This window comes from Winogradskyella sp. Asnod2-B02-A (assembly GCF_045063645.1).
GTDB lineage: Bacteria > Bacteroidota > Bacteroidia > Flavobacteriales > Flavobacteriaceae > Winogradskyella.
The window spans coordinates 81,938-106,910 of sequence record NZ_JBEFOG010000024.1; the positions used below are offsets into that span (position 1 = coordinate 81,938).

The window sequence follows — 24,973 nt, forward strand, 5'->3', positions numbered from 1 at the left end:
AATTATTTTAACTTTGCAACAAACACAAAACCTATGTCATTTAAAGACTTAAGCTTAATAAAACCCTTACTAAAAGCTGCTGAAGCTTCTGGTTATGCAGAACCTACTTTGGTACAACAACGTACAATTCCGCTTGTATTAGAAGGCAAAGATGTTATTGTATCTGCACAAACTGGTACTGGTAAAACAGCAGCATTTGCTTTACCTATTTTACAAAAGCTCTACGATAAACAAGATGGACCAAGGAAAGGCAAAAAAATAAGAGCTCTAATTGTTAGTCCTACAAGAGAATTAGCGGTACAAATACAACAGAATTTTAAAACCTATGCAGAGTTTACAAATTTAACCTCTCTTGTTGTTTTTGGTGGTACATCTATTGAACCACAAATTGATATGCTAAAAAAAGGGGTTGATATATTAGTCGCTACTCCTGGTCGCCTACTCGATTTACACAAACAAGATTATATAAATCTTGATTATATTGAAACTTTAGTGTTAGATGAAGCAGATTTAATGCTAGACATGGGTTTTATAGATGACATAAAAAAGATTGAACGTCTTTGCCCAAAAGAGAAACAAAGCTTATTATTCTCTGCAACGATTCCTTATAAAATTGAAGAATTAGCCAATACCATACTTAAAGATCCTGAACGTATAGACGTTACTCCAACAAAATCTGTAGCTAAAGACGTAAGCCAAGTGTTGTATTATGTACCAAAGCAAAGTAAGATTGAATTGTGTCTACATTTATTAAGAAACACTATTGCAGGTAACGTTCTTATTTTTAGACGTACCAAATACGGAGTAGATAAACTTGAAGAGACACTATTAAAAAATGGCTTTTCTGTAAATAGCATTCACGGAGACAAGCCACAAAGTGAACGCCAAACGGCTCTTAATAAATTTAAAAACGGTTATGTTAAAGTTTTAATTGCAACAGATGTTGCTGCTCGTGGTATTGACATTAACGAATTAGACAATGTTCTAAATTTTGATATGCCAAATGTACCAGAAACTTATGTTCATAGAATTGGAAGAACAGGAAGAGCAGGCAAAACTGGTAAAGCATATGCCATGTGTTCTGCTGATGAAAAAAATTATGTAAAAACGATACAGAATGCTATTAATGTTCAAATTCCTGTAGAAACAGAACATCCTTATCCTTTAGACCCAAAAGCGAAGCCAATTGTGCATAAAAAGCAAGGTAGTAAGTATAAAAAAGGTCGTAAAAGTGAAGCTTCTAAGAAAAAGAAGAAACGATGGTATTAGGTTAGCTGTTAGCAAAAAAACAAAAAACACTTAGTTAACCTAATTGCTTTTTGTTTTTTTTTAATCTTAATTTTACTCTCCTAACTCAATAAAGTCGCTACCAAATCTAATAATTCCATGCGCTGTATTAATCCGAATTTTATTTGGATTTGATTCCTCGCCTATAACCATCATTTTTGAATATTCATTTTTACGGTTTGGTGTGATTTTAGTAATATTATCACCTTCATAATAAACGGTATCATGACCATAAGTTTCAAGATGAAATTTTATGTCTTCAGGATAGAAAATGTTGATTTCAGAATACTCTGTATCCATTTGAAAACTTTTAAAATCTTGTGAGAAATTATGAAGCCAAAATTTCCCGTTAAAATCTACTATTTTCACATTCTTTCCTATTTCTCCAATCTTTGTTGTTGAGAACTCTCCATCAATAGTCAAGTTTTTTACCTCAGCGATTTGCACTTCATCTACATGATTAAATTTATAAGCTCCACCATTTAAAATGTTGCATCTAAAGCTACCATTCACAATGTCAAAATTATTTAACGGATTATTATTACTCTGAAATTTTAAACTTGTATTTCTTGCATTGACATTTAATTGACTTTCTAAATCTAGTTTAAATGTCATATTAGAATTTACAGCCATTAGCCTTAAATTCAAATGAGAAGGCATTTTAATAGTGAATTTAGTTCTTAATATTTTTACGTTTTTAGAATTTATTTTTCTTTTTTCTCCTTTATCATCAACCTCTCTTAAATTCTTTAAATACTCTTTTAAACTTTTTCCTCTAGAGCTACTATTAATATCTAAAAAATATTGCTTTGATTTTCTAAACTGTCTTGTGGTTGGCTCTTTAAAATTAATATAATCACCTTCAAAGGTTATTCCATAAAGTGTTTCTATAGAATAAGTGACATCACTAGATATATTACTTCCCTTGCTTTTAAACTCTAATTTATCATTTATAATTTGTGATCCAGGTTTAACTGCTATTAAGATGTTTTCAATTTCTTTACTAGAGTAGTTTTCAAATTCAATGGTATAATTAAAATGGACTTTATTATCTTCTGAGGCTTCTATTTCTACGTAAGTTCCTTCTAAATCTAGAACTAAATTTTTCAGATTTGTAGCATCAAAGCTTTCTTTATAAATATCTCTAATTTGAGATTGCACTTGCAATGATGTGATGAGCATCAGAGCTAAGATTTTAAATGGTGTTTGCATGGTGTTCGTTTTTTTGATTTAATATTTTGATGTGATTTTGAATGTCTTTTAAAATTTGAAGGCGTGTTTGAAGATTTTCTACCAAAGCTTCTATCACTAATATATTATTGGTGTCATTTTTAAACTGAATAGAAATAGCTTGATAATCTGAATCTAGTTCTTTTAGCTTTATTCTAAAACGTTCTACTAAAACGTCGTCATTTGCAATGGTTATAAAATTCTTCCATTCTTCTTCTATATTTTGAAGATACTCGGCTTCAACGGCTTCAATTTGCGCCACCATTGGTGAAACTTTAACTTCTTCTGGCTGATTATAGAATACACCAAAACCAACGCTTATAGCAATTACTACAACTGCTGCAATTTTTAACCAAGAAAACGAGGATTCTTTCTTAGACTCGGTTCTAAGCTTTTCTAAAAACTCAGCGTTATGATTTTCTGGAAGCGTTTTTAAGCCATCTTCCTCTTTAAATAAGTTTCTAATATCTTGCTTCATTATACTTTGTTTTTAATAGGTCTTGTAGCTTCAATTTTCCTCTTCTTAAATGAGTTCGAGATGTTTTTATAGGTATTTCTAATATCTCTGAAATCTCTTGGTGGTCGTAGCCTTCAATTAAATAGAGCTTCACTACAATTTTATGCTTTTCGTTTAACTGTTCTATTGCAAATAGAATCTCTTGTTTACTTATGGCATTATCAAATTGCCAATTGTCTTCATTTGTAATTTGCAATTCTGAAACTTCCACAGCTTCAAACTCTAGTTTATTCTTCTTTAAAACGTCTAAACATTGGTTAATGATAATACGTTTTAACCAAGCACCAAAAGTAGCTTCTGGTTTATAAGATTCAAGATTTTTAAATGCTTTTAAAAAGCCTTCTTGCATCACGTCTTTGGCATCTTCTTCGCTGAGATAACGACAAGCAATGGTAAACATAGCTTGACTATACTTATTATAAACTTGCATTTGCGCAACTTCATTTCCTTTTTTGCAAAGCTTAATAAGATGAGTCTCTAATTTATGCATTGGGTTGGTTAGCGGTTTCTATTTATAATAACGAGAGAATTTGAAAAGGGTTTCAAAATATGATAAAAAAGCTTGATTTTAATTGAATATGTCTAATTTTAACCTGAATTTCAATCCACCCAATAAAAGATGAGTGAAGAATATAATAAACCTGCGTTTAAAAAATTATTAGATCGCTTACAGGAAGAAAGCTGGCAATTAGAATTGCTAATATCGGGTTTTGCCATTTTTGGATTATTCTCTGCTTATCCTGCTTTAGAGTTAAAAATGGCTTATCATCAAGCTCAAAGCGATAATAATCTATTTTTTTTGTTGATTTTGCTTGTGGCACTTTCCGCTTGTTCCATTTTAATTTTCAACTTACTTCTGCATGTACTTTTACGAGGCTTATGGATTGGTGCTTTAGGTTTGCGTTATGTTTCTGGAGACATTGATTATGATACTTTAAATTATAGCACACGATTTCACAACTATTTAAAAAATAAAGTTGGCTCTTTTGATAAATATATTGCGAGATTAGAAAATTACTGTAGCATCATTTTTGCTGTTACGTTTTTACTCATTTTTTATGTACTTGCTCTTGTGCTAATCGTTGGTGCAATTGCTTTAATAATTACTTTATTTTTAAATGACCATACTTTTAAGGAGGTTTCAACTTATATTGGCGTTGCACTTTTAGTATTTGTAGTTGTTGGCATGGTGCTTACGTTTATAGATTTTATTACACTAGGTTTTTTAAAAAAGAAAAAATGGATTAGTAAAGTGTATTTCCCTTTTTACTGGTGTTTTAGCATTATTACACTTTCTTTTTTATACCGACCGTTGGTCTATAATTTTCTTGATAACAAATTTGGAAAACGCTTAAGTTTATTTTTAGTTCCCATCTATATTTCATTGATATGGATGACATCTTTATATTACAATAAATCTAATTATTTTAATTTTATTGAACCCTCTGCAAATTATGTCGCTAATTCATCAAATTATGAAGACATGCTTATTAATGATTCTGATTTTATAAATAATATTGCTATAAATAGTAAAGTTATTAATGACCCATATATTAAAGTATTTATTGTTTTTGATAAATTTATTGAAGATGAAATTTACCTATTTAATCCGAGTTTAGAACCTGAAGAAGATAGTAGAGGTATTAGATCAGAAATAAGCTCCATAAGTACAAACTCCATTAATAATAAATTAAAAAGAGACTATTTAGACACATTTAACACCATCTATTCCGTTGAAATTGATTCTACATTATATAAAACCGATTTTGTATTGGGTAAAACCACAAAAAAACAAAATGGGTTTGAAACTTATATTGGTATAAAAACCCTAAATGAAGGCAAACATTTAATACATGTAAAACGGAAAGAAATAAAAGAAGCTGACACCATAACTAAAACGGAAGCTTCTATTCCTTTTTGGTATTACCCTAATTAAACCGCCATCCGCTTATTAAAATATTGTTTTAACAATGGTATTTGAATGCTTAACATTACTGCAAACAACACAACAGCATAGGTTAATATTTTAGAAAAATTCAACGTTAGAGTTCCTAAAGGATTTTTAGTGTTTTTTATAAGGTTAAAACGATCTAACCACACATTACTCGTTGCAGGTTCCTTAAAGTAAACATAACTTACTAATAATAAAAAAGCACCTATTACGGCTACCCAAACATAAGTTGGTATTAACGGCTTATAAACTATTGGTGCTGATTTAGAAATAACTTCAACTTTAGACATTATGTTATCTGTAAAATCTAGAGAAGGCTTTTCTAAACGCTCATTAGACATTATTTTATCTATAAGTGCTTTTAATTCTTTATTTTCCTTTTCCATAGTTCCAATTGTTTTTGGGTTCTAAATACTGTTCTAAAATAACAGCTAACTTTTTGCGTGCTCTAAAAAGCTTCACTTTTACCGTGTTAGTTTCAATATTAATAATCTTAGCTATTTCTTCTAAAGTTAATTCTTCAAAATAAAACAAGGTTAACAACGCACTACTATCTTCTGGTAATTTATTGATACATTGTTTTATTACAACGCTCTTTTCTTCTTTAATTAAATTATCTAAAGCATTATCAATAGTTACTAATTTATTGAGAGTAAACGTATCAATTGCCACATCATTATAATGCTTCTTGTTCTTTTTTATACGATCTAAACATGTATTATAAGTAACTTTATAAATCCATGTAGAGAATTTTGAATCACCCTTAAACCGATTTAAAGATCTAAATACTTTAACAAAAGTATCTTGTGCCACCTCCTCTGCTTCTTCCCTATGCTTTAACATACGCAATGCCAAAGTAAAAACTAGGTCCTTATACCGATTCACTAATTGCGCGTAAGCTTTAGTGTCTCCTTGGCTTATTGCCTCGATTAGTTTTTGGTCGTCGTTGGTGGTCATTTTTATTTAAGACGACATATGGTTATATAAGGTTACAGTTATTAAAAATTATTTTTTTTGATAAAAGTGTAACCTCCAATTAATACTTATCGTCATAAGGTATGTAACAAATAAAATTAATCAATTAAAAAACAAACATTATGGGTGGAGAAATTTTAATACCAATTAGCATGTTTTTAGTCATTTTCGGAATATTCTATTTATTCCTTTCTACTAGAAACAGAGAACGTTTAGCACTTATTGAAAAAGGTGCAGATGCCTCAATATTTATGAGAGGACATTCAAAATCGCCAATCTGGAAAGTTATTTTACTAAATTTAGCGTTATTATTAATGGGAATTGGACTTGGTTTGCTTATCGCTTCCATACTAGAGAAAACGTTGGCTGTGGTTCCTGATGCAATTTATCCTGGAGTCACTTTTACAATGGCTGGCATTGGCTTATTTATTGGTTATAATATGACAAAAAACCTAGATAAAGAATAATCAACTTTATCAATTAATCAAAATTAGAATGCCTCATCTAAAGTAAGATTGAGGCATTTTTTTATGCGTTTAAATGATGTATCTTTAAAATCTTTAAAACCTATTCATGTATAAAATTCTTTTCACCCTTCTGTTTATTTCACAAATGAGCTTTGCTCAAACTACTATTAAAGATAGTATTACATCTTATCCTGTAAGTTACGCTACCATCTCTTTTGGTAATGGTAACGGTCTTTTTGCAGATGATGAAGGGCAATTTATTTTTACAAAAAAACTATATCCAGATATTGACTCATTGTTTATATCTGCTTTAGGGTTTAAAGATTTAAATGTAGCCACTAGAGATTTACCTTCACAATTAGTAATGCAACCAGAAGCACATCAGTTAGATGCTGTTATAATTGCGAATAACATAAATCGAAAATTTAAAGAAGAAAAACTGAAACCTTATTTAGATGACGATTATTATAAATGTTGGTTACCTACTATAGAATCTGAGATTGCCGTTTATTTTCCTAAAACAACAACAAAAGACCAACAACTTTCCGAAGTATTATTTCCAATAGCCTTAGAATCTAAAGATTGGAATAAAAGAAACCGTTCTAACAGTGATAAAAAAAAGTTCTCTACCCTATTTAAAGTAAAATTCTACGAAAATGATAATGGTAAACCTGGTAAGGTTTTAACTTATGAAACGACTGTTTTTAGAGCCACTGAAAAAGATGGAGATGCCTATACTTTAAATGTTGAAGATTATAACATTTTTATTCCTGAAAACGGCTTTTTTGTATCCCTTCAGGTATTAGGCTATACTAATGATGACGGCAAATTATTACCAAATAAAAAATATAAAGAAATAAAATCTAGACAAGGAGACGTTGTAAAAATACCAACCAATTTTAGACCATTATTACCTTTTACAGATCAAATGGAAACAAAAAACACCTTTATAAAACGTGTATTTATCAATGGAAATAATTGGGTGAAATTTGATAAAGGCAATCAATTTAAATCAAGTTTACTAGATAAAAATCTATTTAATTATGGTATTGGATTGACCTATAAAACGTATAAAGATGAATAATTCCATAATAGGAATGGCAGCCATGTACATTATTGCTAGACTAATGCACTTTGTTAAACCCAAAACCTATATGCGTATTATGCCCAAATATTTACCCAACCATAAAGCGTTGGTTTATGTAAGTGGTCTTGCAGAAATTGCTTTAGGTATTGCATTATGTATACCATTGACTAAAAACTTCGCCATTTATGGAATTGTTGCTATGCTTCTTGTATTTTTATTAGTACACTTCTATATGCTTTCAGGTGAGAAAGCATCTGTTGGAATTCCGAAATGGATATTAATATTGCGGATTCCGCTCCAATTTGGATTAATATATTGGGCTTGGACCTATTTAAACTAGAGGTCTTTTGAAAGCTAAAACAACGACATGGATTTTACCCATAATCATCTTTTCTCAATTTTGTTGCACATCTTTATGGTTTGCAGGTAACTCTATTATTAATGAGTTAATTGCATTTTTTAATCTAAGTTCAGAATCACTTGGCTATATAAGCTCTTCAGTGCAATTTGGATTTATTATTGGTACGTTTGTTTTTGCCATCTTATCACTAAGCGATCGGTTTTCACCTTCTCGTGTATTTTTTATTTGTGCTAGTTTAGGTGCTATATTTAATCTTGGTATGCTATATTCTAACAATAACATTTATACGTTATTAGGTTTTAGGTTTCTCACCGGATTTAGTTTAGCTGGCATTTACCCAGTAGGAATGAAAATTGCCGCAGATTATTTTGAAAAAGGCTTAGGCAAATCACTAAGTTTTTTAATTGCAGCTTTAGTCTTAGGCACTGCCTTTCCTTATCTTATTCAATCTTTTGAGTTTAATATTAATTGGCAAGTTGTGATCTGGACAACATCTATTTTAGCTTCAATAGGTGGCTTTTTAATTTTACTATTTGTACCTAATGGACCTTACCAAAAGCGTGCAGAAAAGTTTGATAAATCTAAAATTTTTAAGGTTTTTAAAAATTCGAATTTCCGAGCTTCAGCCTTTGGTTATTTTGGACATATGTGGGAATTATATGCTTTTTGGACATTTGTGCCTGTAATATTAATGTTATATCAAAAACTTCATAATGTAACAATACATATTCCGTTATTCTCTTTTATCATTATTGCTTCAGGAACTGTCTCTTGTATTTTGGGTGGTTTTATCTCACGTAAATTAGGCATAAAAAAAACGGCTTTTTTAGCATTAACCATATCTGGTCTTTGCTGTCTACTTTCTCCAATATTTTTTATGATCAGTTCTACTCCCATTTTTATCACATTACTAATAATTTGGGGAATGGCTGTGATAGCAGATTCACCTCTTTTTTCTACTATGGTTGCCCAAAATTGCGAAGTGCAATCCATTGGCACAGCTCTAACCATTGTTAATTGTATAGGTTTCTCATTAACAATTATAAGCATTCAATTACTAGGCGCTTTAATTGCAAATTATAACCTTTCTATATTTGTGTTTATGATTTTAGGATTAGGACCTATTTTGGGATTAATGTATTTAAAAAAACGTTAGATTACTCCACATCAAAATCAAAATAAGTCTTAGGAAATGGCTCCCAACGTAATGTAAAATGCCACCACTCTTTTGGGTAGTTTCTAAAATTATGTTTTAACATTACCGTTTGTAATAACTGTCTATTTTTCTTCTGTTGTTCCGTTAAGGCATCATAAGCAACCCAAGAAGACTCTCCAAAAAAATCGTAAGGACTTCCCATATCTAAAGGCTCACCTGTTTCACCATTTGTTATAGTCAAATCTATGGTACTTCCTCTACTATGGCCAGAACGCGATGCTATATAACCAGCCTTAAACAAATTTCGTTTGTTTACTTCTGGATAGAATTGCTGTTTATTAATAGTGTCATTTAAATCTTTTGCCCAACGCATAAAATGATTTACAGCAGGTTGTGGTCTATATCCATCATACACCTTTAAACATAGATTTTGAGATTGTAATTCGTTTTGAACCAATTTCAACTTTTCTGCTGTTTCTTTAGTTAATATTAAGCGATTAGCTTTGTAGCCATCAATGGTGTCACCGACAAAATTATTTTGAGAAAAATAACGTAATTCCACATCCAAATCCGGAATCACAGATTTGACATACACAAAACCATCAGGTAAAGTCTGCTTTTGTGGAAATCCCAACCAGATAAAGAGAAAGCTCGCTAAATATAAGAGTGTTTTATAATTCATATCGAATACTAAATTACAGAAAAAATAGAATTACAACTGATTTTCTAATAGAATAAAAAATATAGACCCTAAAAAAATAATGAAATAAAGTTGGTTAAGGATTAAAATAAAGCGATTGGCAGACGGTTATAAAAACAAAAAACCGAGATCCCTCAATCTCGGTTTTCGTTTATTTGCTTTTATATGCTGGTAGATTTAGGGTCTCTAATTAAACACAACATAAGGCAAATATTAATTAATTAATCCATTGAACTAAAAACTAAATTTTAGTACGAGTCAAATATATAATTCAATTTTAATTACAACGCTAAAAAACACATTTAATCGATTAAATACATTAAATTTTAACATTTAAAGATGAAATAGTGCATTTCACCGATAAAATACACCGTCAAATAATATAAAATGACCAATCCAAAATCAAAAATTTGTTTTAATTTCGATTAAAAATCAAGAATCAATTCAATATAATTTAACTTTAGAATTTTCTATCGTAGAATTTATATTAAACGGACTAAAACCATTTATAAATGAAATCACTTGTAATTTTTGCATTATGCCTAATGAGCTCTTTTAGTTATAGCCAAGAAACGTCCTATACAGAAGAGGAAGTATCCATAACCCAATGGATAGATGGTACTTTACTTACACCAATTGAAGGTAAAAAACCGAATTTAGCTATTATAATTGCAGGCTCTGGACCCACTAATAGAAATGGAAATCAAAATTTCCTTAAAAACAATTCCTTAAAAAAGTTGGCTCTAGGTCTTACTGAAAATGGAATTGCTACTTTTAGATATGATAAGCGTATTGTAAAACAAATACTTCAAAATAAGGTAGACAAAGATATTTTGTTCGATGATTTTGTAAGTGATGCATCAGATATAATCTCATTTTTTAAAGCGAAAAAAAAATATGGTAAAATATATGTAATTGGTCATAGTCAAGGTAGCTTAATCGGTATGCTATCTGCCAAGGATAAAGCGGACGGATTTATTTCACTTGCAGGCGCAGGCAATAATATTGGTGATGTGCTAATAGAACAAGTTACCAAAATGGCACCAATGCTAGGTGAAGAAACAGAACGTGTTGTTAATATTTTAAAGACAGGTGAATCCACAACGGATTATCCGGCTGCATTAGGCTCTTTGTTTGGTCCAGACATTCAAGATTTTATGATTAATTGGATGACCTATTATCCAACAAAAATAATAAAGGAATTAAAAATGCCTGTACTTATTGTTAACGGTACAAAAGATCTTCAGGTTTCGGTAAAAGAAGCCGAAGTATTAAAGGAAGCCAATCCTACATCTCAATTGGTTATTATTGAAAACATGAATCATGTTCTTTTTGAAATTGAAGGAGATGATTTAGAAAATTCAAAATCCTATAATGAATCATTTAGACCTATCTCTCCGCAACTTATTAAAACAGTTACTGATTTTATAAAGTCTTAATGTAATCGAACAATTTAAATAAAGCATAAAAAAAGCATCTCAAAACGAGATGCTTTTTTTATTATTCTTCTTTTTTTAAAAATGAAAAGCATCCCAACCACGAGATGCTTTTTCTAACTAACCAACCAACGTAATGTTACTACTTTGTAGTGCTGCTATCTGTTGATAACAGTTGTAATAATCATTACAATTATTAGTATGCAAACCCTGTGCCAAACTTTATTTTATAAATCTTTTAGTATTACTGTAACAAAAAATATTATTTGTGTACTTATATAATAAGTTATATCTTTATGATATCATTTTAATATCATATTGATTAATATTAATTATTAACCAATTAAACTAACACATCATGAAAGAAGAAAAAATTATCGTTCCGGCAAATGGCTACTTAATGTTATTTTTATTTATAATACTATTCTTTGGAAGTATTGCACTTATTCCTATTACAGAAACAGGTTGGTCTGTCTTTGGTATTGTAATAGCATTAGTTTTAGCCTTTGGGTTTTTAATGGTACAACCTAACGGCTCAAGAGTTTTACTTTTATTTGGAAAATATGTTGGTACTGTAAAAAAGAATGGTTTCTATTGGGTAAATCCTTTTTATACTAAGAAGAAAATATCTTTAAGAGCTAGTAATTTTGATAGTGAACGCTTAAAGGTGAATGATAAACTAGGTAACCCAATTATGATAAGTACTATCTTAGTTTGGCGTGTACAAGACACATATAAAGCCGCTTTTGATGTTGATAATTACGAGAATTTTGTACGTGTACAAACTGATGCAGCTGTGCGTAAATTAGCTAGCATGTATCCTTATGATAATTTTGCAGATGAAGGCCATGTAGAAGACATAACACTTAGATCTAGTGTTAATGAAGTCAGTGAAGCTTTAGAAAAAGAAATTGACGAACGCTTATCTATTGCTGGTATAGAAGTTTTAGAAGCACGAATTGGCTACTTAGCATACGCACAAGAAATCGCCAATGCCATGTTAAAACGCCAACAAGCGACAGCAATAGTTGCTGCAAGACATAAAATTGTAGAAGGTGCTGTTAGCATGGTAGAAATGGCTATTGATCAACTCAGTAAAAAACAAGTTGTAGATTTAGATGAAGAGCGAAAAGCCGCTATGGTAAGTAACCTAATGGTTGTATTGTGTGGTGATAAAGATGCATCACCTGTTTTAAACGCAGGGACTTTAAATCATTAAAATGAATCAAAAACAAATTTCTAGTATTGCAATTGCAACAGCGATAGGCAGTAGTATAGGTACTACAATTGGCGCCATAACAAATACTATAGCAACAAGTCTAATATATGGTTCAATTACAGGGACATTAATCGGTGTTGTTTTAGCTTTTTCAATTTTTAAGACAGATAAATAATGAAGGAATACAAAGTAATCATCCCTAAATTAGGGTTTAGAAACCGGGTTCAAAATTTTGAAGATTTACTCAATCAATACGCACGAGAAGGATGGACTGTAAATCAAATTGCTGTGAATTGGGCAACTGTAGTTCTTGAACGCGATAAAAATAGATAATGAGAATTTTTAAAGAAGAACAACGTTTTAACCAAGTATGGCTAATTTTGCTTATGGTAGTAAGTGCAATTGTTCCTATAAGTATTTATGTAAAAGAATACACAGAAAATCCTGATGGCTTTTCGAGATTAGAATTAATAGGTTTAATTTTTCTTATTCTATTTGCTTCTAGTTTTATCTTTCTCTTTAAACTTACAACACGTATTGATGAAAAAGGGATTCATTACCAGTTTTTCCCTTTTCATTGGAGCTTAAAAATCATAAAATGGAATGAAATTAACAACGCTTACGTAAGAACTTATGATCCACTTGGTGAATATGGTGGTTGGGGATTAAAAGGTGGTTTACTCTGGAATAAAGCTAAAGGAAAAGCAATAAACGTATCTGGTGATATTGGCATTCAACTGATCTTAAAAAACGGTAAAAAGCTTTTAATAGGAACACAAAAACAAGAAGAAGCAAAAAATATTATAGCAACTTATAAAACAAAAATTATTGCTAATGTCTAAAAAGAAAGCCTTTGCATTACGAATGAATGAAGATATGCTGAAAGCCATTGAAAAATGGGCTTCAGATGAATTTCGCAGTACCAATGGCCAGATAGAATGGATGCTTATGCAATATCTTAAAGAACACAATAGGCAACCAAAACCAAAGGACAAACCCATAGATAAAAAGTGATCGGAAACGGTCACTTTTTTAGTTTATAATTTTTGTATTTTGCGATTAAATAAAGTTAGAATATGAAATCAATTTTAAAAAAATCTCTTGTACTTATCTTGTTCTTATTATGTATCAATTTTTCCTTTTCACAAACATTAACTTTTGAAAAACCAAATTCAAGTCATTCTGAAGAGTTTACGATTCCAGTAAAAATTGATTCTATTAGCTTTAATACTTTTAAAATTCAATTCAGTATCACAGACGATTTAGCACAAGTTGTCCAATTTATACCGAATAAAAAAATAGCAATAGGAACTTTCAATTATTCCGAAAACAATAATATTCATAGCATTGAATACCAGAGCGATTCAGAAATTAGTTTTGAAAAAAAAGCTTCGTTGTTCGATATAAAAATGAATACTGACATTCGTTTTAAAGACAAAAAGATATTTAAGCTAATCACTACAGATTTTTTTTTAGAAGGTAAAGCACAACTCTTAAAAAAGCAGAAAATTGAAAAAGCAACAGCCAATCAATGGGTTTTATTTAAAAATGACGCAATTGTATTTGGTTTGCTTATGATAGCTTTAGGGTTTGTATTTTTTACGGAATCTAAAAAAACTGGATTTTGGAATAAATTCTATCGTATAGTTCCTGCTTTATTAATGTGCTATTTAATTCCTGCTATATTTAATTCATTTGGCTTAATTTCTGACAAAATTTCAGAAACCTATTTTATTGCTAGTCGTTATTTATTACCAGCTTCACTTGTACTTTTAACTTTAAGCATCGACTTAAAGGCAATTTTTAATTTAGGATGGAAAGCACTAGTTATGTTCTTTACGGGCACAATAGGAATTGTAATTGGAGGTCCAATTGCAATTCTACTAATTTCATCTTTTTCACCAGAAACGGTAGGAGGAGCAGGATTTGATGCCACTTGGAGAGGATTAGCAACTCTAGCAGGTAGTTGGATTGGTGGAGGTGCAAATCAAGCAGCTATGTTAGAAATTTATGAATTCAACCAAGAGCTTTATGGAGGAATGGTTTTAGTTGATATTGTAGTAGCAAATATTTGGATGGCTATAATATTATTAGGGATTGGTAAACGCAAAAAGATAGATAAATGGTTAAAAGCAGATAACACTGCGATTGACCAACTTCAAAATAAAGTACAAGCTTTTAGTGATAAAATAACAAGAAACCCAAGCTTAACAGATATTATAGTAATTCTAGCTATTGCTTTTGGTGCTGTCGGAATTGCCCATTATGGAGCAGATAATATTTCAGTATTTTTAACCAACAATTTTGAAGCTGTAAGTAACCCTAAAAGTCCCTTGTCTTCTTTTGGAAGTGGTTTCTTTTGGCTTATTTCCATTGCAACACTAATAGGTGTCCTATTATCGTTTACTAAAGCAAAAAATTATGAAGGAGCTGGAGCAAGTAAAATTGGAAGCGTATTTATATATATGCTTGTAGCTACAATTGGTATGAAAATGGATTTAGGTAAAATATTTGAAAATCCAGGCCTTATATTAATCGGTTTGGTATGGATGACTATTCATGCTATTTTATTAATATTAATCGCCAAACTAATAAAAGCGCCATTCTTCTTTTTAGCAGTGGGAAGTCAAGCCAATGTTGGTGGTGCAGCATCAGCACCTGTAGTTGCAGCTGCCTTTCACCCATCTTTAGCTACCGTAGGTGCTTTATTAGCAGTATTTGGATATGTGGTTGGGACATACGGAGCAATTCTTTGTACTGAGCTCATGAAAATAGCTGCAGGAGGTTAGTATTTTTAAAACTATTATAAGATATTTGCGCACCTAATTATTAAGCAACTCATGACAAAATTAAACAAAGCTTTAAGCCTAATTATTCTTTTATTAATTGTGGTTTCTTGTGGCAAAGACAACGATACCAACTTTACTTTAAAAGGTACAGTTAAAGGTTTAAAAAAAGGAGTAGTATATCTGCAAAAGGATGGAGATTCTAGTATTATAGATTTAGACTCTATGGCTATTACTGGTCAATCCGATTTTAATTTACATACCAATTTAGACGAACCTATTCTTCTCTATTTAAAACTCTTTAAAAATGATGGAGAGGAACATTACATTCCGTTTTTTGCTGATAAAGGCGTAACTGAAATTAATACAACATTAAAAAACTTTAATTTTGATTCAGAAATTAAAGGCTCTAAACAACAAGCGTTATTAGATGAATATTTAGAAATCATGTCGCAATACAACAATAAGAGTCTAGATGTAATTGAAGAACGTTATTTAGCTCAAAGAGATAACGATAGTATTGCTGTTGATTCTTTAGGTAAAATTTCAGATCAACTTATAAAACGTAAATATGCTTACACCATTCAATTTGCAATAAATAACAAGGACAGTGAAGTGGCACCATATTTAGCCATGTATGAAGCGCGATATGCAAATACAGTATATATTGATTCTATTTATAATAGTCTAACTGCTGAAATTAAGGAGTCTTTTTATGGTAAAAAATTAGGTGAAGTTGTAGCTAATAGAAATAAGAATTAAACCATAATAATTTTGACTGATTAAGTTAATTTTAAAAACAAAAAAATCCAATCATATCAATGATTGGATTTTTATTTTTTAAGAGCCGATGGAGGGACTCGAACCCACGACCTGCTGATTACAAATCAGCTGCTCTAGCCAGCTGAGCTACATCGGCAAAAAAGAAGCTTACCTAATTTTGGTAAGCAGCTGCAAATTTAAAATAGATTTTTAAATTTGCAAATCAATTTATTTTAATTTGTTGATTTTTTCAATAAGACCTCTACCTTTAGATTCAAGATCACTGTTAATAGCTTTAAAGTGCGCTTTCTTATTTTCTGCACCTCTATCATTAACACGAGTAATTAACTCATCAAACGTTGTGATAGCTTCATCAATAATAGCTTCACTCTCTTTTGTTGGTTTTTCAGCATTTGCTAATTCCCAAACGTAAACCGCTTCAATGATATCTCCTAATACGTAGTTAATATCCTTTTTTAATTCTCTTTTATTTGACATGATAATTATGTTTTTAATAACCGCAAAAGTACTAAATCCTTTTAGTTATATAACGCTGTCTTATTGACTTTTTATTTCTAGCTCTAAACATAGACCTCTAGCAGCCTTCCGTAACTAGATTTTAATTTAAAATCTTTAATATTAGCAGGAATCAAAATAGTCTCACCTTTAGAGATCATTGTACTTGAACCATTTGTTAATATTTCAACATTTCCATCCACACACATATAGATTATAAATGAATCGTATGTGTTCTCTTTATGTATTTCAGAATTAATTTCGATAAAATTTGTAGTAAAAAAAGGACAACTTACTATTTTGTTAGATGCATTCTTCTGCTTTTTATAGTCAATTTTAAAATCATTTGGCATTTCAAAATTAAAAGCATCAATTGCAATATCGTTATGTAACTCTCGCATGTTACCATCGGCATCTGTCCTATCCCAATCATAAACACGATATGTTACATCACTGGTTTGCTGAATTTCTGCTAATAATACACCAGCACCAATAGCATGCACTCTTCCTGCTTCAATAAAATAGGTATCTCCTTCCTTTACCTTATCAAAATTTAAAATTTCTGTAAGTGTATTATTTTCTAAATGCTTTAAATAAGTTGCTTTGTCTATGTCGCCATTAAACCCTACAATTAAATTAGCATCCTTGTCTGCTTGCATTACATACCACATTTCAGTTTTACCAAATGAATTATGGCGTTTTTTCGCCAACTCATCATTAGGATGTAACTGAATGCTCAAATCTTCTTTAGCATCAATAAATTTAATAAGCAAAGGAAATGCATTACCAAAACGTTTCCAATTTTTTTCACCTAAAAGTTCCGATGAATAATCATTAACTAAATCTTGTAACGATTCACCTTTTAAGTCACCATTAGCAACTATAGAAACATCATTAGGCACTGTACTAACCTCCCAACTCTCACCAAGTTTTTTAGAATGAGATGGTTTATTGAAGTGTTTATTTAGCTTCTCACCTCCCCAAATTTTTTCTTTTAAAATAGGTTGAAACACTAAAGGATATAGAGCTTTTTTCATCATATTAATCTCCAGAATAAGTTACAAAGTTTCGTGGCGTTTCGTAAAGTGTGATTTCGAGTTGAAATTTTGGATCTAACTTTGGTTTTATCTTATTATAGATAACGACCGCAATATTTTCTGCAGTAGGATTTAGATCTTTAAACTCGGGAACTTCCACATTTAAATTCTTATGATCAAAGGCATCTTCAACTTCGGCTTTAATAATGTCTTTTAAAATTTTTACATCAATTACATAACCTGTTTCAGGATCAATTTCACCAGTAACACTTGCAATTAACTCATAATTATGACCATGAAAATTGGGATTATTACACAGTCCGAAAACGGCCTCATTCTTCTCAAAACTCCAGTCTTTTTTGTAAAGCCTATGTGCTGCGTTAAAATGTGCTTTTCTATGGACGGTAACTTTCATTACTTATTAACGTTTATAAATTCGTAAAATTTTTCAAAAATTATTTTAAACCATGCTGTATACAACTGAGGATTCTGGGCAATATCAGATTTTACATCTTCTAAATTCATCCACTTCCAATCAGCTACTTCTTCTTCATTAATCTTAGGAACATCGTTATAATAACCAACCATAATATGGTCGTACTCGTGCTCAGTTAATCCATTATCAAAAGGAGCTTTATAAATAAATGCTGTCTTTTCAATCAAATCCGTAACAAAGCCCATTTCTTCTTGCAAACGTCGCTTACCGGCTTGCAAATTAGTTTCACCATCTCGTTGATGACTGCAACATGTATTGGTCCACAATTTTGGCGAATGGTACTTATGTGCTGCACGTTGCTGTAACATTAGTTCGTTACTATCATTAAAAACAAATACGGAAAATGCGCGATGCAAAAGTGCTTTCTCGTGCGCTTCCATTTTAGGCATTAAACCTATTTGGTTATCGTTTTCATCTACTAAGATAACTTGTTCTTCTGTCATTTTGCTAAATTAACACCTTATGCTTAAAAAAAAGTGAATGATTTCATAAAAAAATAGCCGTTTAAAAATCAAACGGCTATTTAGGGTTATATGTAATGTTTGTGATTACTCTTTATCTTCATCACAAGTTTTACCATTTATGCTTGTAATAATAAATTCGCTACGTCTGTTTAATTGATGCTCTTCTTCTGAACAACTGGATTCATTAGATGGTTCACAACCACAATCGTTTACCAATCTTGATTCTCCGTATCCTTTAGCTGTTAAACGCTCTGCAGCAACACCTTTATTAATTAAGTACTTACGAGTAGACTGCGCTCTTCTCTCTGAAAGCTTTTCGTTATAAGACGCTGTACCTCTACAATCTGTATGACTACGAATATCAATATGCATTGTTGGGTATTTTGTTAATACAGCCAATACTTTTTGTAATTCTATTTCAGCATCATATCTAATTTGAGATTTATCAAAATCGAAATAGATAATAGGAATATCTAATACTTTTGCTAAATCATCACAAGGTTCTATTTGCTGCTCATCTTGCTCTATTAATAGTTCAACCTTAAGCTCTTGTTTTTTGTTAGGAGTTGTTATACGTATTTCATCTGATGTATACTTATCCTTTATAACTCTTATTAAGTATTCTTTCTTAGGTTCTACATCAAATTTAAAATAACCATCTTCACCTACTGTAACTCGTTCGATCTCATTACCGTCTTTATCGAATAAAATAACGGTTGAATCTGGCATTAATTCTAATGTATTCTTATCTTGAACAATACCTTCTACCAATAATTTTAATTCTGTAATTTCAAAAGTATAGATATCATCACTGCCTTTACCGCCTTCTCTATTTGAGCTGAAATAAACTCTTTTGGTCACTAAATTTTCATAATATCCAAAGTCGTCCCATTCACTATTAACAGGTTTACCAATATTTTCAATAGGAAAATTACGACTAGAACCAGTTGTTACTTTAGGATCTAATTCTTTTGAGACAAAGACATCTAAACCACCTAAACCAGGAAACCCTGTAGAAGAATAATATAAATCACCATTTGTATTAACAAATGGGAATGACTCTTGACCTTCTGTGTTAATTGAACTGCCTAAGTTTTCTGGTTCACCTAAAGTTCCGTCATCATTTACATCTACTACAAAAATATCTGATTGACCAAATGTTCCTGGCATATCTGATGCAAAATAAAGTTTTGTACCTGTTAAGTTAAGTGCTGGGTGTGCTACACTATAGTCTATACTATTAAAGTGAATTTTATGTAAATCGTCCCATTCGCCATCTTCATTTAAAGTAGCTCTATATAATTGTAATCTATTAATACCTGTTTCATCTTCCTTATATCTCGCCTTAAAATAATTATTTCTAGTAAAGAACATATATTTTCCATTTGGTGAAAATACAGCGCTAGATTCGTGAAATTTTGTATTTACCTTTTCACCTATACTTTTAACGTCACCGAAAGACACACTATCTATTTTTTCAGCCGAAAACAAGTCTAAATAAGGCTCTTCATTCCATCTGTATTTACGTCCTCCACTTCTGGCTGAGGCAAAGACAATTCCATTTTCATATTCTGTAGTACCAAAATCAGACAATTCGGTATTGATATCTAAATTAACAATTTCTATATCTTCTCTACTTAATTCATCAATCGCAGACTTGTAATCTACTTTAGATAAAAAAGCCTTTCCTCTTAAGTCATTTGGCTTTAAAGTATTGAATTTCTCCATCCATTTATCAGAATTCTCATAGTCTTTAATCCCCTTCAGCGCCAACGCGTATCTAAAATAGTATTCTGGATCTATAACCTCATTGAGTTCCATTAATTCACCATACCACTTGGCAGCCTCTTCCATTTTATTCTGAAAGTAAAATGAATTCGCTAATTTTTGAAATAAATCTGCCGATTTATAACCTTTGTTAGCGACTTCTAATAAAACCTCACTTGTTTTTACATAAGCAAAATTTCTATAGTCATTTTTTACACTTTGAATTTTTCCGTTCTGAGCAAATGAATTTGCAGAAAATACAAGTACGATTGTTAATAATATGTATTTCGATAGTGTTTTCATAATTCTAGTTTTAGAAGAAACGAGGTGATAATATTCTACCTAATCTTTTAACTTCAAATCTTAATGTTAATTCGTGTGAGCCATTATTATAGTTACTTAAACCTGTTGTTGTCATATCATAACTATAACCAACAAACATGCCTGGTGTTATTTGAAAACCAGCCAAAGCACTAACAGAGTCATCCCATCTCCAAGCCAAACCTAACGTTACTTTCTTCTGAAACCAAAAATTAGCTGATACATCTGCTATTATTGGCGCTCCAGAAACTCCTTTAAGTAAAAAAGCAGGTTTTACTTCTGTTGTTTCACTAATGTTGAATACATAACCACCAATTAGATAAAAGTGCATACGTTCTGTAGCCACAGATTCTTCATAATCATCATAATGTTTGGTCTCTATAAAATTAGGCACAGCTAATCCTAAATACCATTTTCTAGTATGCATGTATAAACCTGCTCCTACCATTGGTGATATTAAATTCAAATCATTTTCAAAGGCTGGATCTGTATCTCTAAAACGACCTTTGCTCCAATCGGTATCTAACATATGAAATCCTCCTTTTGCACCAAATGACAATTTTAAATCATCTGCATTTAAAGGTATGGTATATGAAAAGTTAGCGTCCACAAATGATTCACTTGCTGGCCCTAAAGCATCATTTACAATATTTAGCCCTAGACCTATACGTTCGTTACGTAATGGACCATGAATACTTAAAGATTGTGTTTGTGGTGCTCCATTAATACCAACCCACTGTGATCTATGTAGACCAACAACACTCAAAGTCTCTCTCTGACCAGCATAAGCAGGATTGACACTTAATGTATTAAACATGTAGTGTGTGTATTGAGGATCTTGTTGTGCGAAACTAATAGTACTAACCAGTATAAATACTATAACTATTAATCCTTTTATTAGTGATGATTTATGTATCATTTTAATATATTTTATAATTCAGTATTTATTAGTTATTTCTATTTATATATAACCATCCTACTAATGGGTCTGATCCATCACCTAAGTCTAAAACATAATAATAGGTTCCAACTGGTAAATCATCAGATTGATTAATAACTGCTCTTCCATTAGACGTGCCATTCCAATTATTAAGATATCCTTTGGTACTGTAAACAATATTTCCCCATCTATTATAAACTTCTAATTTATTGTTTGGATATTGTTCTATACAATCAATCATAAAAGTTTCATTAACACCATTTCCATCTGGTGAGAACTCGTTATAAATAGTTAAACATATTGGTTCAACCGTGGCATCATCTTCGTTATTACTTGTATCAATATCTGTTCCTCCAACTGAATTATCAATATATGCTGTATTTAAATAATCACCAAACCCTAAAACTTCAACCGTAATTTCAAGAATCTCAACTTGATCTGGATTCAATTGAGGTATTGTCCATTCTCCGTTAATATCAGAATATATTCCCACCGTTGTAAGAGCTGAAATAAATGAATAACCACTTGGTATTTGCTCATCGACAATAATATCTGTTGCCGTAACATTACCAATATTTGCCACTTCAATAGTAAATGTAACCTGATCACCAATAACTGGATTAAGTTCATCTACTACTTTAGTTATTTCTAAATCAAAAATTGAAGTCACATAAACTATTGTTGGATCATCTGGGTTTCCATCACCATTGTCATCTACATCTTCATTATCATTTGGATCATCACTAATATCAGTAATATCATCTGAAGTATCATTAGGATCTCCATCAAGTTTCTCACTACTAACAGAAGCAGAATTTACAACAAAACCTAAATCTATATCTGCTTGAGTAATTAGATATGTCGCAGAATAAGTTATGTTATCTGAGTCCCCTGGAATAAGCAGTGAAATTGGACCTCCTGTTAAGTTTAAACCTGGAAGGTCATCTTGCACTACAATATCTGTTAATGTTAAATTACCAATATTCTCTACATCAAAAACATATGTAATAACATCATCAATTCCACCAACAATACCGTCACCATTTGTGTCTTCTAAAGGCAATATTGTTTTAATTAAACTAATTCTAGGATCTGGATCAATTGTTGTTACTGTTGCATCATCTTCTGTGTCACCATCTGCATCATCTCCGTCGTCACTTGTATCAACTACTGTAGTGTCATCTGGACTGTCTCCACTCGCTACAACACTATTGCTAAAGCCTCCTGCGTCAATGGCATCTTGCTCTATAACATAAGTTGCTAAGTATGTTGCTGTCTCTCCAACTAATAACAATCCTTCTGAGCTACCTTGGTCTGCACTATCAAAGGTTGGACCTGTTAATAAAGTTAGCACATTACCATCAGCGTCTAAGAATGTGTCTGTAAGAACCACATTGTCTAACGTTACATTTCCTGTATTAATTACAGTAATAGTATACGTCATTGTATCACCTAAACTTGCTCCTGCTGGTAGAACATCACTTGTAATCGCTACTGTTTTTACTGTTTCAATACTTGGGTCTTCAGAAATAGTCGTTTCAGTTGCATCATCTTCTGTGTTACCATCTGTATCATCATCATCATCACTGGTATCACTTACAGTTGTATCGTCTGGACTGTCTCCACTCGCTACAACACTATTACTAAAGCCTCCTGCATCTATGGCATCTTGCTCTATAACATAAGTTGCTGTGTAAGTTGCCGTTTCTCCTACTAATAAAGAACCGACCAAACTACCTTGGTCTGCACTATCAAAGGTTGGACCTGTTAATAATGTTAAAGCATTCCCATCAGCGTCTAAGAATGTATCTGCTATAGAGACTCCATCTAGAGTTACATTTCCGGTATTCTCTACAGTTATAGTATAGATCATCGTATCTCCTAAACTTACACCTGCTGGTAAAACATCGTTCGTAATCACTACGGTCTTAACGGCTTCGATACTTGGGTCTTCAGAAATAGTCGTTTCAGTTGCATCATCTTCTGTGTTACCATCTGTATCATCATCATCATCACTGGTATCACTTACAGTTGTATCGTCTGGACTGTCTCCACTCGCTACAACACTATTACTAAAGCCTCCTGCATCTATGGCATCTTGCTCTATAACATAAGTTGCTGTGTAAGTTGCCGTTTCTCCTGCTATTAAAGAACCGACCGAACTACCTTGGTCTGCACTATCAAAAGTTGGACCTGTTAATAATGTTAAAGCATTACCATTGGCATCTAAGAACGTATCTACTATTGCGACTCCATCTAAAGTTACATTACCAGTGTTCTCTACAGTTATAGTATAGGTCATTGTATCACCTAAACTTGCTCCCGTTGGCAGAACATCATTTGTAATCGCTACTGTTTTTACTGTTTCAATACTTGGGTCTTCAGAAATAGTCGTTTCAGTTGCATCATCTTCTGTGTTACCATCTGTATCATCACCATCATCACTGGTATCATTTACAGTTGTATCGTCTGGACTGTCTCCACTCGCTACAACACTATTACTAAAGCCTCCTGCATCTATGGCATCTTGCTCTATAACATAAGTTGCTGTGTAAGTTGCCGTTTCTCCTGCTATTAAAGAACCGACCGAACTACCTTGGTCTGCACTATCAAAAGTTGGACCTGTTAATAATGTTAAAGCATTACCATTGGCATCTAAGAACGTATCTACTATTGCGACTCCATCTAAAGTTACATTACCAGTGTTCTCTACAGTTATAGTATAGGTCATTGTATCACCTAAACTTGCTCCCGTTGGTAGAACATCATTTGTAATCGCTACTGTTTTTACTGCTTCAATACTTGGGTCTTCAGAAATAGTCGTTTCAGTTGCATCATCTTCTGTGTTACCATCTGTATCATCATCATCATCACTAGTATCACTTACAGTTGTATCGTCTGGACTGTCTCCACTAGCTACAACACTGTTGCTAAAGCCTCCTGCGTCTATGGCATCTTGCTCTATAATATAAGTTGCTGTGTAAGTTGCCGTTTCTCCCACTAATAAAGAACCTACCGAACTACCTTGGTCTGCACTATCAAAGGTTGGACCTGTTAATAATGTTAAAGCATTCCCTTCAGCGTCTAAGAATGTATCAGTAAGAACCACATTGTCTAACGTTACATTTCCTGTATTAATTACGGTAATTGTATACGTCATTGTATCTCCTAAACTTACACCTACTGGTAAAACATCGTTCGTAATCACTACGGTCTTAACGGCTTCGATACTTGGTGCTTCTGTTATAGTGGTTTCTGTTGGATCGTCTGTCGTGTTACCATCAGCATCATCTCCATCATCACTCACATCAGTTACATCATCTGTTCCTGTTGGACTGTCTCCTGTGGCTGTCGCTGTGTTACTTACTCCACCTGCATCAATATCGTCTTGATCTAATACATATGTCGCCGTATACGTTAAGCTACCTCCAACTAATAAACTGGCTGCACTACTACCTGAACTCGAACTTGTTAATGTTGGTCCACTTAATAACGTTA

General features: G+C 31.8%; 27 protein-coding genes and 1 tRNA gene. 14 read left to right on the plus strand and 14 right to left on the minus strand.

Translation table 11 applies throughout. The features are described from left to right. The first annotated feature begins 33 nt into the window (after positions 1 to 33). The gene (locus ACJJVO_RS00805; RefSeq protein WP_405569255.1) at positions 34 to 1,269 is read left to right on the plus strand and encodes a DEAD/DEAH box helicase; all 1,236 of its coding nucleotides are present in this window, start codon (positions 34 to 36) and stop codon (positions 1,267 to 1,269) included. Between the two features lie 72 nt (positions 1,270 to 1,341). Here ACJJVO_RS00805 and ACJJVO_RS00810 read toward each other — a convergent pair whose 3' ends face one another. Genes ACJJVO_RS00810 through ACJJVO_RS00820 form a run of 3 tightly spaced genes read right to left on the minus strand, consistent with a single transcriptional unit; the run spans position 1,342 to position 3,524 of the window. Then, entirely contained in the window at positions 1,342 to 2,499 is a 1,158-nt protein-coding gene (locus ACJJVO_RS00810; protein ID WP_405569258.1) for a hypothetical protein, read from the minus strand. Then, positions 2,483 to 2,995 carry a hypothetical protein gene (locus ACJJVO_RS00815; RefSeq protein ID WP_405569260.1) on the minus strand — a complete coding sequence of 171 codons (513 nt, stop codon included), beginning with the start codon at positions 2,993 to 2,995 and terminating at the stop codon, positions 2,483 to 2,485. Before ACJJVO_RS00815 ends, ACJJVO_RS00810 begins: the two co-directional genes overlap by 17 nt. Then, on the minus strand, positions 2,979 to 3,524 hold the full coding sequence (locus ACJJVO_RS00820; protein WP_405569263.1) for an RNA polymerase sigma factor: 546 nt from the start codon (positions 3,522 to 3,524) through the stop codon (positions 2,979 to 2,981). The genes ACJJVO_RS00815 and ACJJVO_RS00820 overlap by 17 nt, the downstream gene beginning before the upstream one ends. A gap of 129 nt (positions 3,525 to 3,653) precedes the next feature. Between ACJJVO_RS00820 and ACJJVO_RS00825 the strand changes: the two genes are divergently transcribed. Next, on the plus strand, positions 3,654 to 4,970 hold the full coding sequence (locus ACJJVO_RS00825; RefSeq protein WP_405569266.1) for a hypothetical protein: 1,317 nt from the start codon (positions 3,654 to 3,656) through the stop codon (positions 4,968 to 4,970). On the opposite strand, the gene ACJJVO_RS00830 is transcribed toward ACJJVO_RS00825, so the two are convergent. Both ACJJVO_RS00830 and ACJJVO_RS00835 read right to left on the minus strand, forming a co-directional pair. Continuing rightward, positions 4,967 to 5,371 carry a hypothetical protein gene (locus ACJJVO_RS00830; protein WP_405569267.1) on the minus strand — a complete coding sequence of 135 codons (405 nt, stop codon included), beginning with the start codon at positions 5,369 to 5,371 and terminating at the stop codon, positions 4,967 to 4,969. The genes ACJJVO_RS00825 and ACJJVO_RS00830 overlap by 4 nt on opposite strands. Then, complete coding sequence (locus ACJJVO_RS00835; RefSeq protein WP_405569270.1) at positions 5,355 to 5,942, minus strand: RNA polymerase sigma factor; 588 nt, start codon at positions 5,940 to 5,942, stop codon at positions 5,355 to 5,357. The genes ACJJVO_RS00830 and ACJJVO_RS00835 overlap by 17 nt, the downstream gene beginning before the upstream one ends. 140 nt (positions 5,943 to 6,082) lie before the next feature. Here ACJJVO_RS00835 and ACJJVO_RS00840 point away from each other — a divergent pair, with 140 nt between their 5' ends. The 4 genes from ACJJVO_RS00840 (at position 6,083) to ACJJVO_RS00855 (ending at position 9,031) form a co-directional block, all read left to right on the plus strand. After that, positions 6,083 to 6,427, plus strand: a complete 345-nt coding sequence (locus ACJJVO_RS00840; RefSeq protein WP_405569273.1) for a DUF6249 domain-containing protein — start codon at positions 6,083 to 6,085, stop codon at positions 6,425 to 6,427. Between the two features lie 106 nt (positions 6,428 to 6,533). Next, a complete protein-coding gene (locus tag ACJJVO_RS00845) occupies positions 6,534 to 7,511 on the plus strand; it encodes a hypothetical protein (RefSeq protein WP_405569275.1) in 978 nt (325 codons plus the stop codon). Next, positions 7,504 to 7,854, plus strand: a complete 351-nt coding sequence (locus tag ACJJVO_RS00850; protein WP_405569277.1) for a MauE/DoxX family redox-associated membrane protein — start codon at positions 7,504 to 7,506, stop codon at positions 7,852 to 7,854. Before ACJJVO_RS00845 ends, ACJJVO_RS00850 begins: the two co-directional genes overlap by 8 nt. Positions 7,855 to 7,861: 7 nt before the next feature. After that, positions 7,862 to 9,031, plus strand: coding sequence for a nitrate/nitrite transporter (locus tag ACJJVO_RS00855; RefSeq protein ID WP_405569280.1), 1,170 nt, complete (start codon positions 7,862 to 7,864; stop codon positions 9,029 to 9,031). Between the two features lies 1 nt (position 9,032). Here the strand turns inward: ACJJVO_RS00855 and ACJJVO_RS00860 are convergent, their stop codons facing one another. Continuing rightward, entirely contained in the window at positions 9,033 to 9,713 is a 681-nt protein-coding gene (locus tag ACJJVO_RS00860) for a M15 family metallopeptidase (RefSeq protein ID WP_405569282.1), read from the minus strand. A gap of 530 nt (positions 9,714 to 10,243) precedes the next feature. Between ACJJVO_RS00860 and ACJJVO_RS00865 the strand changes: the two genes are divergently transcribed. From ACJJVO_RS00865 to ACJJVO_RS00900, 8 genes are all read left to right on the plus strand, one after another. Beyond that, positions 10,244 to 11,170 carry an alpha/beta hydrolase family protein gene (locus tag ACJJVO_RS00865; RefSeq protein WP_405569284.1) on the plus strand — a complete coding sequence of 309 codons (927 nt, stop codon included), beginning with the start codon at positions 10,244 to 10,246 and terminating at the stop codon, positions 11,168 to 11,170. Between the two features lie 355 nt (positions 11,171 to 11,525). After that, complete coding sequence (locus ACJJVO_RS00870; RefSeq protein WP_405569287.1) at positions 11,526 to 12,386, plus strand: SPFH domain-containing protein; 861 nt, start codon at positions 11,526 to 11,528, stop codon at positions 12,384 to 12,386. A 1-nt stretch (position 12,387) separates the two neighbouring features. Continuing rightward, positions 12,388 to 12,561, plus strand: coding sequence for a hypothetical protein (locus tag ACJJVO_RS00875; protein WP_405569289.1), 174 nt, complete (start codon positions 12,388 to 12,390; stop codon positions 12,559 to 12,561). Then, positions 12,561 to 12,719: a DUF4177 domain-containing protein gene (locus ACJJVO_RS00880; RefSeq protein WP_405569291.1), complete on the plus strand. Its 159-nt coding sequence runs from the start codon at positions 12,561 to 12,563 to the stop codon at positions 12,717 to 12,719. Before ACJJVO_RS00875 ends, ACJJVO_RS00880 begins: the two co-directional genes overlap by 1 nt. After that, entirely contained in the window at positions 12,719 to 13,228 is a 510-nt protein-coding gene (locus ACJJVO_RS00885) for a hypothetical protein (RefSeq protein WP_405569294.1), read from the plus strand. Before ACJJVO_RS00880 ends, ACJJVO_RS00885 begins: the two co-directional genes overlap by 1 nt. After that, positions 13,221 to 13,400, plus strand: a complete 180-nt coding sequence (locus ACJJVO_RS00890; RefSeq protein ID WP_405569297.1) for an Arc family DNA-binding protein — start codon at positions 13,221 to 13,223, stop codon at positions 13,398 to 13,400. Before ACJJVO_RS00885 ends, ACJJVO_RS00890 begins: the two co-directional genes overlap by 8 nt. 560 nt (positions 13,401 to 13,960) lie before the next feature. Further along, complete coding sequence (locus ACJJVO_RS00895) at positions 13,961 to 15,175, plus strand: DUF819 domain-containing protein (RefSeq protein ID WP_405569315.1); 1,215 nt, start codon at positions 13,961 to 13,963, stop codon at positions 15,173 to 15,175. A gap of 51 nt (positions 15,176 to 15,226) precedes the next feature. Next, a complete protein-coding gene (locus tag ACJJVO_RS00900) occupies positions 15,227 to 15,934 on the plus strand; it encodes a DUF4369 domain-containing protein (RefSeq protein WP_405569300.1) in 708 nt (235 codons plus the stop codon). Positions 15,935 to 16,017: 83 nt separating this feature from the next. Here ACJJVO_RS00900 and ACJJVO_RS00905 read toward each other — a convergent pair. The 8 genes from ACJJVO_RS00905 to ACJJVO_RS00940 form a co-directional block, all read right to left on the minus strand. Then, a tRNA-Thr gene (locus ACJJVO_RS00905) sits at positions 16,018 to 16,091 on the minus strand. A gap of 71 nt (positions 16,092 to 16,162) precedes the next feature. Beyond that, complete coding sequence (locus ACJJVO_RS00910) at positions 16,163 to 16,432, minus strand: hypothetical protein (RefSeq protein ID WP_405569302.1); 270 nt, start codon at positions 16,430 to 16,432, stop codon at positions 16,163 to 16,165. A gap of 83 nt (positions 16,433 to 16,515) precedes the next feature. After that, positions 16,516 to 17,487: a type I phosphomannose isomerase catalytic subunit gene (locus tag ACJJVO_RS00915; protein ID WP_405569318.1), complete on the minus strand. Its 972-nt coding sequence runs from the start codon at positions 17,485 to 17,487 to the stop codon at positions 16,516 to 16,518. Between the two features lie 4 nt (positions 17,488 to 17,491). Further along, entirely contained in the window at positions 17,492 to 17,902 is a 411-nt protein-coding gene (locus ACJJVO_RS00920) for a 6-pyruvoyl trahydropterin synthase family protein (protein WP_405569304.1), read from the minus strand. Next, positions 17,902 to 18,426, minus strand: coding sequence for an isopentenyl-diphosphate Delta-isomerase (gene idi / locus ACJJVO_RS00925; RefSeq protein ID WP_405569307.1), 525 nt, complete (start codon positions 18,424 to 18,426; stop codon positions 17,902 to 17,904). Before idi ends, ACJJVO_RS00920 begins: the two co-directional genes overlap by 1 nt. 105 nt (positions 18,427 to 18,531) lie before the next feature. Continuing rightward, positions 18,532 to 20,517 (minus strand): OmpA family protein, encoded by a 1,986-nt coding sequence (locus ACJJVO_RS00930; RefSeq protein ID WP_405569309.1) that lies wholly within the window; start codon positions 20,515 to 20,517, stop codon positions 18,532 to 18,534. A 10-nt stretch (positions 20,518 to 20,527) separates the two neighbouring features. Beyond that, complete coding sequence (locus tag ACJJVO_RS00935) at positions 20,528 to 21,454, minus strand: type IX secretion system membrane protein PorP/SprF (protein WP_405569311.1); 927 nt, start codon at positions 21,452 to 21,454, stop codon at positions 20,528 to 20,530. Positions 21,455 to 21,482: 28 nt separating this feature from the next. Beyond that, on the minus strand, positions 21,483 to 24,973 hold a 3,491-nt coding region (locus ACJJVO_RS00940; RefSeq protein WP_405569314.1), incomplete at its 5' end, for a gliding motility-associated C-terminal domain-containing protein.